This window comes from Dehalococcoidales bacterium, assembly GCA_028716225.1.
Lineage (GTDB): Bacteria > Chloroflexota > Dehalococcoidia > Dehalococcoidales > UBA5760 > UBA5760.
Map to the genome: position 1 here is coordinate 63,843 of JAQUQE010000001.1, position 17,076 is coordinate 80,918.

The following is a 17,076-nucleotide window of genomic DNA, read 5'->3' on the forward strand; positions in this document are numbered from 1 at the left end:
TATTGACTTATCGCAAGCAAGTCCAGATTTAAGCATTAAGTATATTAAATAAAAAGACCGATTGTCAAATAACTAAAAAGTCCGATAGGTGCTATCATAAAAGTCATAGATTATATTTAGTCAGACTGGCAAATTAAGAAAACAATAATTTTTATAAACCCAATTGCCATATAATGGTAGTTCATTCGGTCGATGAAAATGATATATAATAGGTGTGATAATGGATAAAACAAGAGCACCGCGTCATACCAAGATAGTATGCACGCTGGGTCCTGCCAATAGTTCTTCTGAAGTCATTGCGAAGATGTTGGGAGCCGGCATGGATATTGCCCGGCTCAATCTGGCTCACGGCACATTCGATGGACATCGCCAGCTTATTTCGGCAGTCCGCCTGGCCAGCCAAAAACTCAAACAAGGTATCGGTATCCTCCTCGATCTCCCCGGGTCGAAACGCCATGCCGGCGATGTTCAAAGCGCCTTTGGCAAGCATCTCGAGTTTGCTCTCTCTCAGGATGCCGATTTTATTGCCCTCTCCTATATTTCCTCAGCGAGAGAGGTGGAGGAGGTCCGAAAACTACTTAATGAAATGAATGCTGATGTATCTCTCATCGCTAAGATAGAGCGGGCAAAAGCTTTACAGGAAAGCGGCCCGATACTCGGGGTCTGCGACGGGATAATGGTAGCCCGGGGTGATCTAGCCCTTGAGATCAGTATTGAGAAAGTGCCAATGGCCAGCAAGCGTCTCATCAAGGAAGCTAATCGCCTGGGTAAACCGGTGATAACAGCTACTGAGATGCTGGAATCAATGGTACGATCGGCTACTCCAACCAGGGCGGAGGCTGCTGATGTAGCCAATGCCGTCCTCGATGGCACCGACGCGCTGATGCTTTCAGAAGAAACGTCTGTTGGAAATTACCCTATCGAAAGCATAGAGATAATGACAAGAATAGCTTTGGAAGCCGAGGCATCGTTGCACTTCGCTCAGATACTACATGAGAGGTGGCAGGATGTTCCTCCCGAGGTAAATGATGCCACGGCTAGAGCGGCATGTCAGGTTGCCGATCAAGTAGGAGCCAGGGCTATCGTAGCCTTTACTGCCGGTGGGACCACAGCTTTGAGGGTATCGAAATATAGACCCTGCCAGCCTATTCTGGCCGTAACCCCGTCCGAACATATCATGAGACGCCTTTCGCTATGCTGGGGAGTTTTTCCTATCAGGAAGCCTGATCCGCAAAATCTTGAGGAGGTTTTTGGTATGGCAGGTGAAGCGGCGCTGGAGACGGAATCAGCTCGAAAAGGCGACCTGATAGTAATTACAGCCGGGCTGCCGCTGACTCTCCCGGGAAGTACCAATCTGCTCAAGGTACATCGTGTCTGAAACCCGACGGTACTGAAGTGAATACTTTATTGGTAACAATCAGTGCGTTACAATAACATTTAGCTACAAATATTCCAGCGGGAGGACAACCTTGAACAAAACGATGGAAAATCTGGGGAGCGCATTTGCCGGAGAGAGCCAGGCAAACCGTAAATATCTCTTCTTTGCGGAGAAGGCAGAAGGAGAGGGACAGAAACGTATAGCACGTCTATTCCGTGCCGCTGCTGACGCGGAGACGGCACACGCTCGCAATCACCTGAAGGTTATGCAGGGGATAAAATCAACTCGAGAGAACCTGCGGGCTGCCATTGACGGGGAAAACCACGAGTTTACTGAAATGTATCCTGCCTTTATTAAACAGGCAAAAGCGGATGACGAAAAGAAGGCGGCTGATAGTTTTGATATGGCCAACAAGGTAGAGAAAATACATCATGATTTATATCAGGATGCTCTTAACCGGCTGGAAAAGGGCGAGTCTATGGAACTGGAGCCTTTCTATGTTTGCCAGTATTGCGGTTATACCGTGGAAGGAGAGGCTCCGGAAAGGTGCCCGATTTGTGGCGCGCCGAAAAAAATGTTTAAGCTGATAGACTAACGTAATGCCGGGAGATATATCTGTGAGCGGCAAATATTATTAGCGTCATTTCGTCAGGTTCTGAGCTACAAATTCCCAGTTTACCAGGTTCCAGAACGCATCGATATACTTGGCTCTCGCATTACGGTAATCAATATAGTAAGCATGCTCCCATACGTCACAGGTCAGCAGAGCTTTCTTTCCTTCTTTAATCGGGTTGCCGGCATTACTCGTAGTTTCGATCGAGAGCCTGTTCTCGGCGTCCTGCACGAGCCAGGCCCATCCGGAACCAAAGAGCGTTGCCGCAGCACTGGTGAAGGCCTCTTTGAATTCATTGAACGTCCCGAATTGCTTATTGATGGCGTTTGCCATCTCTCCACCAGGCTGACCTCCGCCATCAGGAGAAAGGCAGTTCCAGTAAAAAGTATGGTTCCATACCTGCGCAGCGTTGTTGAAGATGCCGCCCGACGATCTACGGATAATATCTTCCAGAGGCAGCTTCTCCATTTCTGTGCCTGTGATAAGCCTGTTTATGTTATCGACATACGCTTTATGGTGTTTTCCGTAATGGTATTCGATGGTCTCTGCAGAGATATGGGGTAAAAGGGCATCCTTCTCATAAGGCAACTCCGGTAGTTGGTGTCCCATGATTTCCTCCTTTACTTCATTACTCTTGGTCGGGTTAGTCCAATATTATATTAGACCGGAAATATAGTCAATTGAACTCCTTTGTTATATTGATTATGCCGGTACTGCCGAACTTGTAAAACTACCGATAATTAGCCATAATTATAGTGGCCAGTGACGGAGTTCGTATCTGATGAGCGACAGGTTATCCAAATTGGTCTTCAGTCATGGATTAAGGAGGTTTTCATGTATTGCATTAATTGCGGAAAGAAACTGCTGGACGACAGCCGGTTCTGTGACGGATGCGGCATGCGCTTACACTCAAATACGGCGCCTGAGGTACCGGTAGATAAACCGGCTACCAAGCCAATCCCACGCAAATCGGAGGCGGAGACATTTTCTGGAAATATCGAATACGTGAAAAAAGACGAGGTCAGGCGGGTATGCGAAGAGCTCGGATTAGCTGACTGGTCGACTCAGAGTACCATTTCGGTTACTGATGAAGATGCCGCCACGATTCTAAGGGTGATTAATCTGAAAGGCATGGATATCCCGGTTGAGGATTTCAGGCTGGGCCTGGAGGTGGAGCTCGAGCATGGTACCAGGTATGAAGATGCTAATGTAACCAACAACCACCCTGTGCTAACCGGCAAGATAGTCCTGGCCCATCTCAAGGAGACGATGGACTATTACCAGCGTCTTGATGTTGCCGAAGTAGAGGGAGACCTGCTGAAGGCAATACTAGATAAGGACTTGAAAAAAACCGAGGTGAAGTACCGCAAGACTGTCGAGGCACAGGACCGGCTCAACAAGGCCGTGTCAGGCCAGCTAAAATCATAGTCGCTTAACAATAAAAGCGTGTTTATTTCCTGCGTCTTCAACATTATGATCAAGAGAACAGGGACTTAACCCAGTTGATGAAGGAATCCCACATACTCTTGAATTTGTCTAACCAGCCGCTGCCGGCCCCGGAACCTGGTTGCTCAGGCTGAGTCCCCTGAGCTGGTACGCACTCCGTACCACTACTATTCCACTCGTAGCCGGGGTCGCAGTAGCATTCGCCCTGAAACTTGAAGGCATGAGATGGGCATTCCAGCTTGGGCACACATCCGGACAGGTCTGCGTTCCATTCGTAGCCATCATTGCAGACATATTGCGAACCTTCAAGGTGTGCATTGGGCGGAGACGAGATTTCCACACAGCCCTGAGCGTTGGCTTTGGCGCTGGTCGGATCGCATTGCTCGTTAGGATAGCAGCCGCACTCCGCACAGTTGCCACAATTTTCACCGCGGTTGGGTTCGCATTCACCTATTACAATCAATGGACCCCGTGTCAACGGATTGAATTCCAGTCTATCCATAAAATCATCTTCAGAGAGATGACTGCTTATAAAGGCCACCCCATCGGTGGGAATGGCAGAAATCTCCATTATCTGTCCGTCATCGAAGTGTTGCCGGACTCTGGCCAGAACCACCCCGGGAAGTTCTTCTGAAACGAATGTCAGAATAGTAGCTATCTTGACCAGTTGATCGCTTATACTGCCCATCTCGGACACCGGCTGGTTGTAAGCTATTATGACCTCGTTGCCGGAAAGGGAAACGCTTAACCCGGTAAGTCCATAACCGGACAAGCGACTCTCCAGACTCTCTTCTCCGGCTAGCACGATGGCGGCGCTGCCGATCATAGTGAATACAGTAACAGCCATCAGTAGAGGCAGGATTATTCTGGTCAGCCTTCGTCGTTTACTGAAGATTCTACTCATAGTATCTCCTACGGCTTATAGGTTTTGGTGAGATAGGCGCTGCCCGGTAACTTGCCCTGGTACCCCCAGAAGGCCCCACCACTCTCTAGTAGATAGTCACGGAGGCTGTAGTTATCAAGGGAATAACAGGCGAAGATAAAAGCATTTTCCAGGTTGGGGTGGTCGGCCTGCCCCCGGGCTATCTTCTCCAGTTTATCTTGAGTATCCACCCATTTGGCGGCATAGGTGTTATACTGGCAGATGTTCAGAAATCCTCCGTCCTGCTTGCTGGCAGCCGTTATGGCCGTCTTTATGGAATAGCCGCCCGCAGTCGCCTCGGCAGCCTCTATCATCGGGGTACCACCCGGTTCCTCACCATGCCCGAAATAGGCGATTGCCTTGGTTGAAGGCCGTGATAGGTACTTGGCGATGTCGTTGATATGACCAACGGTAATGTCCGGCTCTACCTGATAACCCAGCGCCAGGAAAAGCTTCCGTGCATATCTGATGTCGTCTGAGGCCCACCAGCGGTGATATGCACTCAGACCGTCGGAGATAAAGATGTAGGCCATCTTGGGTCCGCACATGGTCTGGGGATCTTGCAATCGGCTGGAGGGATCACAGACTTTGTCCGATGCACACTGACAATCCTCCGGACAGTCGATGCAATCCTCCTCCATCTGTCTTCTCCAGGTCGCCACAGCCGCAGATGGTAACCGTGGTTCTACCCTGGGTATCATCTTTGCTGGCGATAATATCTATTTGAAGCTTACCTTCTGCTATCGTCCGGCCGCTATCATCCTGCCCCCAGGTAAAGCCCCACTGGCTCTCGCCCAGGGCGTTCGTTGTGTTAGAAAGGTTAGTCGTCCTCCCCGAATCCAGTCGCTTTGCCGTGATCTGAAGATCGGCATCGGAAACAGGCTGGTCCTGGGCATCCTTGACCGTTATTGTGCAATAGACAGTATCCCCGATAAGGTAATGGCCTTTGTCGGTGGTCATGGTAACTATCAGTCCTACCTGCCCAACGCTGAAGGTGATGCTTGAACTGGTGCCGGTTTTACCCCCGTGGGAGGCCTTGGCAGTGGCAACATAGGAAAGCTGCCCGACATCAGCGGGTATGGGATACTCCACCCGGTAATTGCCGGAAGCATCAGCCGTTGCGGGTCCTTTCCAGCCGCCAACATCTACGGTGACGCTGGCACCGGCCACGGGACCACTGCCGTCAGATACCTTGCCCTGAATAACCGCCGTCTCACCGGGTAGGTATTCCGTCTTTTCGGTCGTAATAGTAATATTCAATCCAACGGGGCATCCGCTGGCATCCACGGAGGTGCCTGCCGGGGTTCCCGGACACTGGTCCTTATCATCGGTAACTCCATCACTATCCGAGTCTGGGATCTGACCGGATCCTCCGTCTCCTGCTATCAGGCCATTCCTGACAGCACTGGCGTATAAGGCCTCGGCAGCATCATAGGTAGAAATACCCAACGAATTGTGTGGCATTGCTTCAAGCTGGAAACGCCCGGATTGCCAAAGCACCATGGCGACAGGTTCTCCCACGGTGACGGTTGGCTGACCGTGAAATGTAGTCACATTAAATCCCTGGCCGGTTAGATTAGCAGCATCTGCGATGGTTCGGTTCATGGAAGCCTTAGCGGCTGCTTCTGTGGGATAAGCAAAAACCACTATCGGGACGTCATCGAGTAACCATCCGTCGGCAATGTATGGTACCATTAGTCTGTAGGTAGCCCCGGGCACGGCTACCCATGCATCGCCTTGCTTCTCATGCAAAGCGAGTGGGCCGTCTATTTTCGTGCAGTGGCGGACCGGGGTGGCACCCTCAACCGGGTTGGTGTGGTCGATACAATCTCCGATGTCCCAGCCTAACGCAGCACCGGCTTCGGTCAGGGTCTTTTTGATTGTTGCTTCTTGAGAGTCTGGCGGAGCTTCCGCTGCCAGCAGCGTTTCCGCTGGCGTAAGGGGTCCCGAACCCATTATTGTGGCGAGCATCGCAGTAGCAAGTAGGATTATCAGAAGTCTCCACTTAACCCTATTTTTTATCTTCATAACAATCAAACCGCAATTAGAATGTCTGGCAAAAATTAATGGACGCCGTTCACGATTTTAATATTACCTCGCAAAAAAATCAACCTGCACTAACTCAACTGTTGCTAATTTGACATAACCAGTTCAGCAAGCGCTGAAAAGTCAGATTAGGACACTCCGTTCCTAGTCAGGGGCACCGGCATATCATTTGTAAGGAAAGTCTCAGCTATCAGGTGGGAATTTTATCTATTGATTATATAAAAGCGGTAGTGTAGTATGTATACTAAATAGTCTGCGTCGATTGAGTAGGCGCCACTGGTGATCATATTCAGAAAGAGGTGAGATATGTTCTGTCGGCAATGTGGTAAAGAGATAGCTGCCAATAGTAAATTCTGCAATGGATGCGGTGCTCTGGTGACTGCGGATGCTGCTGCTCCTACCGGTGCGAAGGCCAAAGCAGCTGCGCCAGTCGCAAAGGCACCGAAAACAGTCCCGCGGGAGGAAAGGGTAGCCACGGGAAATAAGTCAAGAGATCAGGAAGAAGCTCAGGATGCCCCGGCCAAGACCAAGGGAAATACCCGAGGCCTGCTCTGCTACCTCGGGTTCTGGGTAACCGGTATCATCTTTCTCGTCATAGAAAAGAAGGACAAACTCATCCGCTGGCATGCCATGCAGTCCCTGGTCACTTTTGGTATCCTCAATATTATCTGGGGTATCGCCAACACCGTCAGTTGGGGATGGGTTGGTGGCATGGGATGGGGATTAGGATTGGGCATGTTGGGTCCGGGTATTATTGCCGGGATGGTAGTTTTCATCATTTTCTTTGTCCTGTGGTGGGTCTGGTGGGCTATCCTGATGTACAAAACATATCACAACAAAGTCTACCGGGTGCCGGTATTCGCAGGGCTGGCGGACAAGTGCCTGGCGGCGCTTGATAAAAATAAATAGGTAGATACAGCAGTAATCCTGGTTCACTCTAGAACGAAGGTGTCGTGTTTTGGTGGCCAAAAGTGCTAAGGTGGTAAATAAGGAGGTTTTTTATGTACTGCAGGAAGTGCGGTAGTAAATTGCCTGATAATAGTAAATTCTGTGATACGTGTGGTACGGCTATCAATACCGGACTATCGTCCAGTTCGCCGGTAGCTACGCCTCCGGCCAGGCCGTCGGCTTACCAATCCGAAGGCGATATTGCCAGGGCAGGAGCGGAAGTGGCCAGGGCTGGTGCCGAGGTAGCCAGAGCGAAAGCAGACTTTGTGAATGCGGCGGCTTATGCGGCAGCAAGAGATGTTTCACCCAAATCGAGACTCGCAGCCACATTGCTGGCAGTTTTTCTGGGTGCTTTCGGCGCTCACCGTTTCTATCTGGGTAAGTACGGCAGTGCGGCGGGAATGCTGGTTTTGACTATAATCTACTTCATAATAGCCGGCGTAACCGGTACCGGCATCATGTTTCAGCCTAACCTTGCCATGATGAACCTATGGGCTTTGGGCTTTGCCTTAATTCCCCTCATGATAGTTAGTATCTGGGCCTTTGTCGATTTCATAGTGGTTGTCTCCGGGCATATGAAGGACGGCCAAGGAAGACGGGTCAAGAAGTGGCGATAGCTACGCCACCATCTCTTGAACTCAGCACGAATAACGACTATAGCGAATAAGAGGTGAGAGATGTTCTGTCGGCAGTGTGGTAAGGAATTAGCACCGGACAGCAGCTTCTGTGATGAGTGTGGTACTGCGGTGGCTTCGTACTCGGACGCTACTGGTGCTGTAGATGTCGAAATGTCCGCAGATAGTGTGGAAGTGGAAACAGCGGGTGTTGAGTTGGAATATGAAATGACGCAACCCACAGGCGAAAAAACGATGGGTATAATACCGGTCTTGAAAAAACCGAAGTCCTTTGGGCGTTGGGACACCTACGCCATGGTTATTACCGACCGCCGTAGCATTTTCCCACAAATCACCAGCCAGATGCTCAAGGAGGCCGTTGTTGAAGCCCAGCGCAAGGGGAAGGAGGAAGGAAAAGGGTTTTTCTCACGCTGGGCCGATCAACTAAGGTCTACCTTCAACTATTCTCAGCGCTATTGGAACATCCCGCCGGAAGATATCCTTCGTGAGACCCCGGGGAATTTCGCTATTGACAACGGGGACATCCGGGAGATTAAGGTGAAGCGCAAAGATGATTCCCGTGGCGATGACGTAGCTTCCCAGACTTATACCGAGATTAAGATAGATACTACTATTGGTGAGTTTAAATATAATATCGACGGACATGCCGGTGACGAGGTGAACATACTCAAGAGCCTGTTCGGGGAAAGAGTAAAGGTATCACACTGGTCTATGGGGGGGTTTAGTATCAGTATCTGAACCACGGAAATCTCCTGACACTTAGCTGAACTAGATGACATAATGTAACATGTCGAGTTCAACCGTCAGTGATATGCCCAAGTTCTACCCATCCGCCGTATGCGAAACACGATGACGGTCTATTTGAGTTACTAGGACAGCCTCAAGAAGTTGAGAGAGGGTGTTGGGCTCGATAGGGTTGACTATTCATTACGGTAAGATTCCAGCATCAGGCGCATCTGACTGGCGTTTAGCACTGCCTTGTCCTGCTGACAGTTGTTAAACAGGACATGCAGCTGATGTGTCTTTGTCGCCAGATCTTTAATTCTATCGATCCATTCGGCCAGCTCCTCTTGACTATAGAGATAGTCGAACCGCTGCGCGGCACCGATCCCTTTTTTGTCCCAGGCCTCCCGGTTTCTACCGTGGAATCTGATCAGGGCGATATCAGCCGTAGCTTCAGCAAGCGGTGGCACACTGGAGGAAAACCCCTGCGGCTCATCGACGCATACGAGCGGCAGATTATGCCTCCGCAGGAAGCTCAAAGTATGTTCCATATTAACCTGATCGAACCACGAATTATGGCGGAATTCCACTGCGATGGTATACTGGGGCAGGTTTTGCTGGCAGGAGAGGATATGAGCACATTGTCCTTCCCCGGTGCAAAACCACGGCGGAAACTGAAAGAGGACTACGCCCAGCTTGCCGGCACTGTCTAGAGGGAGCAGGGCCTGACGGAAACGATGCCATATCTCCTGTAACACATCATCCGGGAGGTCATGGTAATAGAGGCTGTTCTTAACCCCTATCCTTGAGGGCAGGGATGCCCGGATATCTCTCGGCAGCGATGATAGTGGTGTGGGGTGCTGGGTAAAGAGCCGGAAGGCCTTGATGTCGAATATGAAGTTGGCCCCGGTTCTTGTTACCCATAGTCCGCTGGTTCCCTCACCGGGCAGGGCATAGTAGGAGCTGTCTACCTCAACGACAGGAAACTGGCTGGCATAGTAGCGCAGTCGTGCCTCCGCAGAGAGTGACGGGTTGGGATAGAAGCGGCCGCATTCTATAAGAGTCGGGTCGGTCCACGAGCAGGTACCAATCAGGATATTGCCCATCTATCGTATTCCTGTCTTTATTGCAACGATTTTAACATCCGGAGTATGGGTTAGCCAAGCCTGCTGAAGACAGGGCTAAATTTACGGCTGGCGACAGCATAGTGTATCATTATAGTAATTGTTAACTACGCTTAGTAATGAGGAGTCTGGATAGAAATGAATAATATCCCCCTGCAGCCCGGTCCTACCTATGGGCCGGTCAGATCACGGAGACTGGGATGGTCTTTAGGCCTGAATATCTCTCCGATAAGCTATAAGCTGTGTTCATTCAACTGTGTCTACTGTCAGTACGGTTGGACCGCAGTCCATACCCTCGATATTGGCGACAGATTTCAGGACCTCCCCAGCACGGATGATTTCGCCAAAGCGTTAGAGAATGCCCTGAGGCAGGACAGGCCCATCGATAACATCACCTTCTCCGGCAATGGTGAAGCCACGCTTCATCCTCAGTTTGCGGAACTGGTCGACATCACCGTGGCGCTGAAGAAAAACTACCGTCCTCTGGCCAGGCTGGGGATACTCTCGAACTCATCCTCTGTTGCCAGTGAAGGAGTACGTTGTGCTCTAGCCAAGCTTGATTTTCGGATCATGAAGCTTGATGCGGGTGATATCGAGACCTTTTCTCGAATCAACAGACCCTGCCGGGGGGTGGACTATAACGCAATATTAGATGGTCTGAAATCAATGGATAACGTCAGCCTGCAGGCGATGTTCGTCGACGGGGAGATCCAAAACGTTAGCAAGCGAGAAATAATTAAATGGATCGAGAGGGTTTCTGAAATACGGCCGATTAATATTCAAATCTACTCTCTACATAGACCCCCGGCGGCATCAGGACTTGTGGAGGTAACGGAGGAAAAGCTGAAAGAGATTGCCGACCGCACCGAAACGGTAACCGGCATTGCGGTTGAGGTGATTGTCGCAGCATCGCCCTACAGCGAACGGGTGCACCAGCCCTGGCGGTGCCAACAGGAGCGTAAAAACTGATTACCGGTTATCCACAGCATCCAAAGTCTGCTTATTGGTTTTTCTCGTAATCTACAGTGGGCTAAAATCCATACAGGATTCTTGTCACTAATTCTGCTTATTATATGGCGGTTATTTTATGAGAACCGGTGACTTTGACTATGACCTACCCCCGGGGCTTATTGCTCAGACTCCGCTTGAGCCGAGAGACCACTCGCAACTCATGGTAGTTGAACGAAGCGCTGCTTCCTTAAGCCATCACAGGTTCTTTGAGATAACGGATTATCTGCATAGCGGCGACGTACTGGTCTTTAACGATAGCCGGGTTATCCCGGCCCGTCTTAGTGCCAGAAAAGCTGATACCGGCGGACGGTTGGAGATTCTGCTCCTCCGTCAGATTGACTCCCGGGTCTGGGAGGCGCTGGTCAGACCGGCGAAGCGCACCAGGGTCGGCAGCAGAATGGAGATAACAGCCAGTAACATACACGTTAAAGAGCAGAAAACTGTTATTGCCGAGGTGATTGAGATAAGAGAGGACGGGATACGGGTAATAAACTTCTCCGATGGGATGATCCCTGATGGGGTTGGGGAAATACCCCTACCACCCTACATTCGCGTTCCCCTGAGCAGTCCGGAGCGCTATCAGACAGTCTATGCCGATGCCGCCGGGAGTGTGGCTGCACCTACTGCGGGGTTACACTTTACTCCCCGGCTGATTGATGGTATAAGAAGCAAGGGGGTGCATTGCCTTTTTACCACCCTGCATGTCGGTCTTGATACCTTCCGGCCGGTACGTGAAGACAACCCGCTTGAGCATAAGATACACCGGGAATACGGAGTATTGGAGCGGAAGACCGCCAGTCAGCTCACTCTGGCCAGAAAAGAAGGCCGCCGCATCATATGTGTGGGCACCACAACAGTGAGATTGATCGAGGCGGCGGCTCAAGCAAGCAAACTGCCTTTAGTACAGCCGTTTCAGGGCTGGGTAGATCTGTTCATCTTACCGGGATACCGGTTCCAGCTGGTCGATGCTCTGATTACCAATTTTCACCTGCCCCGGTCGACACTACTGATGCTGGTAACCGCCTTCGCCGGTAAAGATATTATCAAGTGCGCCTACAAAGAAGCTATAGCCCGGCAGTACCGCTTCTACAGTTTTGGTGATGCGATGCTGATACTGTGAGAAAATAGCCGTTGGTTAGAGTCTGATAAAATGAGAATAGTGCTGCATATATGTTGCGGTGTCTGTGCTCCTGGAGCTTTTGAGAGATTATCCGGGGAAGGGCATCAGGTCCTCGGCTTCTTCTATAATCCCAATATCCACCCTGAAGCGGAGTATCAGAAAAGATTGGCGGCTGCCCGTATGGTAGCCCATAAGCTCGATTTTCCCTTCGAGGCACCTCCTTTTACGCCGCAGGATTGGTCAGCAGCAACCGGCCCTTTGGGAGATGAGCCTGAGGGTGGCCGAAGATGTGAAATCTGCTTCCGGATCAGACTTGAGAAGACATGTCTCTATATGAAAGACTGGGGTTACGACGCCTTTACGACTACTCTTACCATAAGTCCCCATAAGTCTGCCGATGTGATCAATCGGGTGGGGGTGGAGATTGGGGGAGACCGGTTTTTAGTCCGGGATTTTAAGAAGAAGGACGGCTTTAAGCAGACTATTGAGATGGCTAAAAAATGGGGCCTCTACCGGCAGGATTACTGCGGATGTGCCTATAGTATGCAAGGAAAGCGGTAAAACTAATCGAGGTCGGCGGTAACCTCTTTGGCCAGTACCGTATTACTCAATCGCTTGGCCAGATAGATGAACGGAGTATCGATAACCGCAACAAAGAGTTTGATAAGGTAGGTTGAGGCCAGTATCTGAAGCCAGGTACTGCTATCGAAAACACCCCAGAGGGCTATCGTACAGAAGATCGCGCTGTCAATCGCCTGAGAGACCATGGTCGAAGCGTTGTTCCTCAGCCAGAGAAACCTCCCTTTGGTCTTTCTTTTCCAGAAGAGAAAAGCCCAGATATCGTGGTGCTGGGAAACGAGGTAGGCAGTCATGCTGCCGGCGGCAATCCTGGGCATCAGGCTAAAGATGGTCAGCAGTGATCCTTGAGAGAAGTCCGATGTATGGGGAATGAAATGCAGGCCGAACTGCATCCACAGCGTCATCAGCGCCATCCCGATGAAGCCAAGCCACACCCCGCGCCGGGCTGCTTTCTTACCGTACACCTCGGTCAATATGTCGGTAGCAAAGAAGATACCTCCGTAAAGTATATTGCCCAGTGTCGAGACCAGTCCGAATACCTCGACCGTTTTCAAAACCTGAATATTGGCCGTGATCACCGCAGCAACAATGATAGCGTAGAGTCCGTATCGGCCGAAGAAGCGGAAGGCGAGCACTGTAATGCCGAGGTTGGCGAAGACAAAACCGATCCAGAGCAGACTGTTGGAGAGATTCGCGGAGTCCATTTCAATCTTCCTTCGGGCTCTATTTTACACCCTTCCGGTTACGGGCAGCCAACCACTTTTTCTTCTGGGCGAGACGTGTCTTTTCGTCGGTAGGCTCATAACCGGCAATAAAGGTATCCCGAAAACTTTCAAAGTTGTCGCTAGCGATGGCATTCCTTATTTCCTGCATCAACCGATTCATGAAACTAAGGTTATGAATGGTAGCCAGCCGATATGCCAGCATTTCACGGCATTTGAAGAGGTGATGCAGGTAGCCGGCGGAGAAGTTGCGACAGGCATAGCAGTCGCAATCAGGGTCAAGGGGAGCCTCTACCTGTCTATAGGCAGCGTTACGAATATTATACCTGCCCTGCCGGGTAAAGAGGGCCCCTTTTCGTGCTACCTGGGTGGGTAGGGCGCTATCGAAGATATCAATCCCCCTGGCGACAGCCTCGATGATATCTTCCGGAGAACCGATACCCATAAGATATCTCGGCTTGTCGGAAGGGAGCCGGGCAGCTGTTTCCCCGACCATAGCCAGCGTTAGTTCCTTGGGCTCCCCCAGGCTCAAGCCGCCGATGGCGTAACCGGCAAACCCCAGCGCAGTCAGCCGGTTGGACGACCGGTGACGCAGATCGGGATATAGCCCTCCCTGTACGATAGCAAACAGGGTCTGGTCTTTACGGGTCTGTGACCTCTGGCATATTTCAGCCCACCGGTAAGTTCGCTCCGTTGCTTGTTCGACTGCCTCAAATGAATCCGTGGGTGACGGACACTCGTCAAGTACCATTATGATATCCGCCCCCAGCGATTCCTGGAACCGAATTGCTGACTGAGGAGTAATCAGGTGCTGGCTGCCGTCGATGTGGGAGCGGAACAGAACTCCTTTGTCGCTGACGTTACGGAGCCGGGACAGACTGAATATCTGGTAGCCGCCGCTGTCGGTAAGTATCGCCCTCTCCCAGGACATAAAACGGTGCAACCCGCCCATTTTTTCAATAACATCTGTTCCCGGTCTCAGGTAGAGGTGGTAGGTATTGGCCAGCAGCATATTTACCCCCAGCTCTTTCAGCTCTTCGGGAGCTATCGTTTTGACTGTGGCCTGACTGCCTACCGGTGCGAAGACCGGCGTCGGCACCACCCCGTGTGGTGTAATCAACTCACCGGTCCGGGCAGAACTGCCGGGGCTGGTCTTGATGAGGCGAAAGCTATCAGTACTGTTTATTATCTCACCCCCCTGCTAAGCTATCCGGTAAACAAAAGGTTATTACTGAATACAAGAGTGCTCCTCTACCGGAGAAGTTGAGTAGGATATATCTCTCAGTATCGGAGCACCCGGGCTCATTGATATTATTGCGGTATTACGGACGGGAGTATTACTCGCCGAAGTAGGCTTCCCTGATGTATTCTTCCTTACCCAGCTCTTCGGCGGTGCCTGACGCGGTTATTGCACCTCGCTCCAGAATGTGTATCGTCTCGGCATGCTCGATAGTAAAGCTGGCATTCTGCTCGGCAATGAGGATGGTAAACCCTGTTTTCTTCAAGCTTCGTACCGCCTCGGATATATGACCGATAACAATAGGAGCAAGGCCGAGAGTAGGCTCATCCAGTAATATCAGCTTGGGTTCTAGCATAAAGGCCCTTCCCAGCGCGAGCATCTGCCGTTCCCCGCCGCTTAAGGTGTCCGCCTGCTGCCCCTGGCGTTCTTCGAGCCGGGGGAATAGTTCGAAGACATTGTTAAGATTCTGATCGATGTTGCTCCGGTTCAGGTAGGCTCCTACCAGCAGGTTATCCTTAACGCTCATACCGGGGAATATGCTGCCCCTCTCCGGAGCATAACCGACCTTTCGCTTCACTATTTCCCGGGGAGGTAGTTTACGGAGCGACTCACCGTTAAAGATAATCTCACCGCGCCAGTCGGTTATACCGAGAATTGAGTCCAATAGCGTCGTTTTGCCGGCGCCGTTGGAGCCGATGATTCCGACACATTTTCCCTCATCGATGCTGAAAGAAACGTTGCTTATGGCGCAGGCCTTACCATAGTAAACCTCGAGGTCTTTCACTTCCAGAAAAGCCATCTGTGCATCTCCTCTTTACTACCCTTATTGCCATCGTGAAGCCTGGTTCCGGGTATTGTTACATGCCGAAATATGCTTTCTTGACCTTTGTGTCATGGGCAACTTCTTCATAGGTACCTTCGGCAATGAGGTGACCGAACTGAATAACCACCGCCCTGTCTATCACTGCGGCCAGAGCCTTCAGGTCATGGCTGACCACGATAAAGACTAGGCCGGCTTTCTTCTTCTCCATCAGGAGTTCGGTTAGCTCGTTGATCTCGTGAACGGTCAAACCGGCGAATATCTCATCGAGCATGATAAGTTTGGGGTCGGTGGCGATTGCCTTGGCCAGCTCAACCCGGCGCAGGTCACCCAGGGACAGTTCGTGCGGGTATTTCATGAGGCGGTCCTTCAAACCGACACCAATACCAATCTGCTCCACCTCTTCAATATTCTTCTTTTTTCCTCTCAGGCATTTGGTAATGCTATCCGGTACGGTGCTGATACGAAGGTCCTCAATAACAGGCAGGTCGTGATACGGCCGGGGTATCTGATAAGTCCGGGCAATCCCCATTTTCACCCTTTGGTAGGTTTCCAGAGAGCCGATATCCTGCCCTTTGAAAGAGATCTGCCCGGTATCAGGTTTATAGTCTCCCATAATCAGGTTAAAGGTAGTTGTCTTACCGGCGCCGTTGGGTCCCATCAAACCCAGAATCTCGCCATCATCGACGTGGAAGTTGAGGTCGTTTACTGCGACGACACCGCCGAATTTCTTGGTAAGCCCCTTCACCTCAAGCAACCTGGTCATACTGCATACCTCCTCTCCGCTTCACTCTGAACCATGCTGCTATGTCATGAGCTATTCCGTAAAATCCACCGGGTCTGAAATAGACTATCGCCAGCGCCACCAGCGAGTAGGCCATAAACCGCCATGCCCCTTCCAGCAAGGTACGGGTGCTTTCGGTAAAGAAGGTGACGAAGTAGCCGCCGAAGATGGGCCCTATGATAGTACCCATACCACCGACGACCGTGGAAACGATTATATTGAGCAGGAAGACGTAGTCGAAAGCACCCCCAGGTGATATCGAACCCATGTAGTGGGTATAGAATACCCCCCCGATACCGGCGGTGACGGCGCTTAAAATAAAGGCGAACCTCTTAAACCGGTAGGTGCTTAGTCCGCTGCTCTCCACCACGTCTTCGTCCATGCGTATTGCCTTCAGAACATGGCCGACATCAGACCTGGCCACCAGCCACAGCCCGATAGCGATAGCGAACATGATGCCGGTGGAAAGCCAGTAGTTGTTGACTGCCCCGGTGACCACGTAGGGTAGCGAGGTCAATCCGCGGTCACCGCCGGTCATAGCACCGGCGGCAATCATGATTCGGCTCAGTATCATCAGAAAGGCCAGACTGATCAGGCTGAAGTAGGGCCCCCGAATTCGCATACTGGGCAGGAAGAATAACATGCCACCCCCTACTGCCGCGGCTATTCCCAGCGGCATGGTTAGGTAGAGCGGTAGCACGATATGGGGGGGCTGAAATCCACCCTGATGGGATAACATGGCACTAACGTATCCGGCCAGGCCGATCAAAAAGGGATGACCGAAGCTGACATAGCCGGTGTATCCCGACATCATATCCCAGCTTATGGCAAAGATTGCCATGAAGTTGGCCATAATACAAATCCTTAGGAAACTGGGCGGTACGATGAAGGGAAGCACCATCATTACCACTATGGCAATCAACCACCAGCGAAACGACTTGACTGAAGTTATCCAATTAACCACT

At 51.1% G+C, this 17,076-nt stretch carries 19 protein-coding genes; 9 read left to right on the forward strand and 10 right to left on the reverse strand.

Features of this window, described 5'->3' with window-relative positions; all coding sequences use genetic code 11:
* The first annotated feature begins 220 nt into the window (after positions 1-220).
* Together PHI12_00295 and PHI12_00300 are read left to right on the forward strand one after the other, a co-directional pair.
* On the forward strand, positions 221-1,378 hold the full coding sequence (locus tag PHI12_00295; GenBank protein ID MDD5509248.1) for a pyruvate kinase: 1,158 nt from the start codon (positions 221-223) through the stop codon (positions 1,376-1,378).
* A 91-nt stretch (positions 1,379-1,469) separates the two neighbouring features.
* Complete coding sequence (locus tag PHI12_00300) at positions 1,470-1,973, forward strand: rubrerythrin family protein (GenBank protein MDD5509249.1); 504 nt, start codon at positions 1,470-1,472, stop codon at positions 1,971-1,973.
* A 45-nt stretch (positions 1,974-2,018) separates the two neighbouring features.
* Here the strand turns inward: PHI12_00300 and PHI12_00305 are convergent, their stop codons facing one another.
* Positions 2,019-2,600 (reverse strand): Fe-Mn family superoxide dismutase, encoded by a 582-nt coding sequence (locus PHI12_00305; GenBank protein MDD5509250.1) that lies wholly within the window; start codon positions 2,598-2,600, stop codon positions 2,019-2,021.
* A 225-nt stretch (positions 2,601-2,825) separates the two neighbouring features.
* Here PHI12_00305 and PHI12_00310 point away from each other — a divergent pair, with 225 nt between their 5' ends.
* Positions 2,826-3,419, forward strand: coding sequence for a zinc-ribbon domain-containing protein (locus PHI12_00310; protein MDD5509251.1), 594 nt, complete (start codon positions 2,826-2,828; stop codon positions 3,417-3,419).
* A 49-nt stretch (positions 3,420-3,468) separates the two neighbouring features.
* On the opposite strand, the gene PHI12_00315 is transcribed toward PHI12_00310, so the two are convergent.
* The 3 genes from PHI12_00315 to PHI12_00325 are packed head-to-tail and all read right to left on the reverse strand — an operon-like array spanning position 3,469 to position 6,387.
* Positions 3,469-4,341: a hypothetical protein gene (locus PHI12_00315; GenBank protein MDD5509252.1), complete on the reverse strand. Its 873-nt coding sequence runs from the start codon at positions 4,339-4,341 to the stop codon at positions 3,469-3,471.
* An 8-nt stretch (positions 4,342-4,349) separates the two neighbouring features.
* Positions 4,350-5,000, reverse strand: coding sequence for a hypothetical protein (locus tag PHI12_00320; GenBank protein MDD5509253.1), 651 nt, complete (start codon positions 4,998-5,000; stop codon positions 4,350-4,352).
* A complete protein-coding gene (locus PHI12_00325) occupies positions 4,939-6,387 on the reverse strand; it encodes a hypothetical protein (protein MDD5509254.1) in 1,449 nt (482 codons plus the stop codon). Before PHI12_00325 ends, PHI12_00320 begins: the two co-directional genes overlap by 62 nt.
* A 324-nt stretch (positions 6,388-6,711) precedes the next feature.
* On the opposite strand from PHI12_00325, the gene PHI12_00330 reads away from it, so the two are divergent.
* From PHI12_00330 to PHI12_00340, 3 genes are all read left to right on the forward strand, one after another.
* Complete coding sequence (locus PHI12_00330) at positions 6,712-7,314, forward strand: zinc-ribbon domain-containing protein (GenBank protein MDD5509255.1); 603 nt, start codon at positions 6,712-6,714, stop codon at positions 7,312-7,314.
* Between the two features lie 92 nt (positions 7,315-7,406).
* Positions 7,407-7,970: a TM2 domain-containing protein gene (locus tag PHI12_00335; protein ID MDD5509256.1), complete on the forward strand. Its 564-nt coding sequence runs from the start codon at positions 7,407-7,409 to the stop codon at positions 7,968-7,970.
* A 60-nt stretch (positions 7,971-8,030) separates the two neighbouring features.
* Complete coding sequence (locus PHI12_00340; GenBank protein MDD5509257.1) at positions 8,031-8,726, forward strand: zinc ribbon domain-containing protein; 696 nt, start codon at positions 8,031-8,033, stop codon at positions 8,724-8,726.
* A 182-nt stretch (positions 8,727-8,908) separates the two neighbouring features.
* Here PHI12_00340 and PHI12_00345 read toward each other — a convergent pair whose 3' ends face one another.
* Positions 8,909-9,817 (reverse strand): DUF72 domain-containing protein, encoded by a 909-nt coding sequence (locus PHI12_00345; protein MDD5509258.1) that lies wholly within the window; start codon positions 9,815-9,817, stop codon positions 8,909-8,911.
* Between the two features lie 156 nt (positions 9,818-9,973).
* Between PHI12_00345 and PHI12_00350 the strand changes: the two genes are divergently transcribed.
* The 3 genes from PHI12_00350 to PHI12_00360 all read left to right on the forward strand — a co-directional run bounded on the left by PHI12_00350 (position 9,974) and on the right by PHI12_00360 (position 12,527).
* Positions 9,974-10,804 carry a radical SAM protein gene (locus PHI12_00350; protein ID MDD5509259.1) on the forward strand — a complete coding sequence of 277 codons (831 nt, stop codon included), beginning with the start codon at positions 9,974-9,976 and terminating at the stop codon, positions 10,802-10,804.
* 118 nt (positions 10,805-10,922) lie between these two features.
* Positions 10,923-11,966: a tRNA preQ1(34) S-adenosylmethionine ribosyltransferase-isomerase QueA gene (gene queA / locus PHI12_00355; protein ID MDD5509260.1), complete on the forward strand. Its 1,044-nt coding sequence runs from the start codon at positions 10,923-10,925 to the stop codon at positions 11,964-11,966.
* A 30-nt stretch (positions 11,967-11,996) separates the two neighbouring features.
* Entirely contained in the window at positions 11,997-12,527 is a 531-nt protein-coding gene (locus tag PHI12_00360; protein ID MDD5509261.1) for an epoxyqueuosine reductase QueH, read from the forward strand.
* Positions 12,528-12,529: 2 nt separating this feature from the next.
* On the opposite strand, the gene PHI12_00365 is transcribed toward PHI12_00360, so the two are convergent.
* From PHI12_00365 to PHI12_00385, 5 genes are all read right to left on the reverse strand, one after another.
* Complete coding sequence (locus PHI12_00365; protein ID MDD5509262.1) at positions 12,530-13,249, reverse strand: queuosine precursor transporter; 720 nt, start codon at positions 13,247-13,249, stop codon at positions 12,530-12,532.
* 19 nt (positions 13,250-13,268) lie between these two features.
* Complete coding sequence (gene tgt, locus PHI12_00370; GenBank protein MDD5509263.1) at positions 13,269-14,453, reverse strand: tRNA guanosine(34) transglycosylase Tgt; 1,185 nt, start codon at positions 14,451-14,453, stop codon at positions 13,269-13,271.
* Between the two features lie 151 nt (positions 14,454-14,604).
* Entirely contained in the window at positions 14,605-15,306 is a 702-nt protein-coding gene (locus tag PHI12_00375) for an ABC transporter ATP-binding protein (GenBank protein MDD5509264.1), read from the reverse strand.
* 58 nt (positions 15,307-15,364) lie between these two features.
* Positions 15,365-16,093: an ABC transporter ATP-binding protein gene (locus PHI12_00380; protein MDD5509265.1), complete on the reverse strand. Its 729-nt coding sequence runs from the start codon at positions 16,091-16,093 to the stop codon at positions 15,365-15,367.
* On the reverse strand, positions 16,077-17,075 hold the full coding sequence (locus tag PHI12_00385) for a branched-chain amino acid ABC transporter permease (protein ID MDD5509266.1): 999 nt from the start codon (positions 17,073-17,075) through the stop codon (positions 16,077-16,079). Before PHI12_00385 ends, PHI12_00380 begins: the two co-directional genes overlap by 17 nt.
* Between the last annotated feature and the right edge of the window lies 1 nt (position 17,076).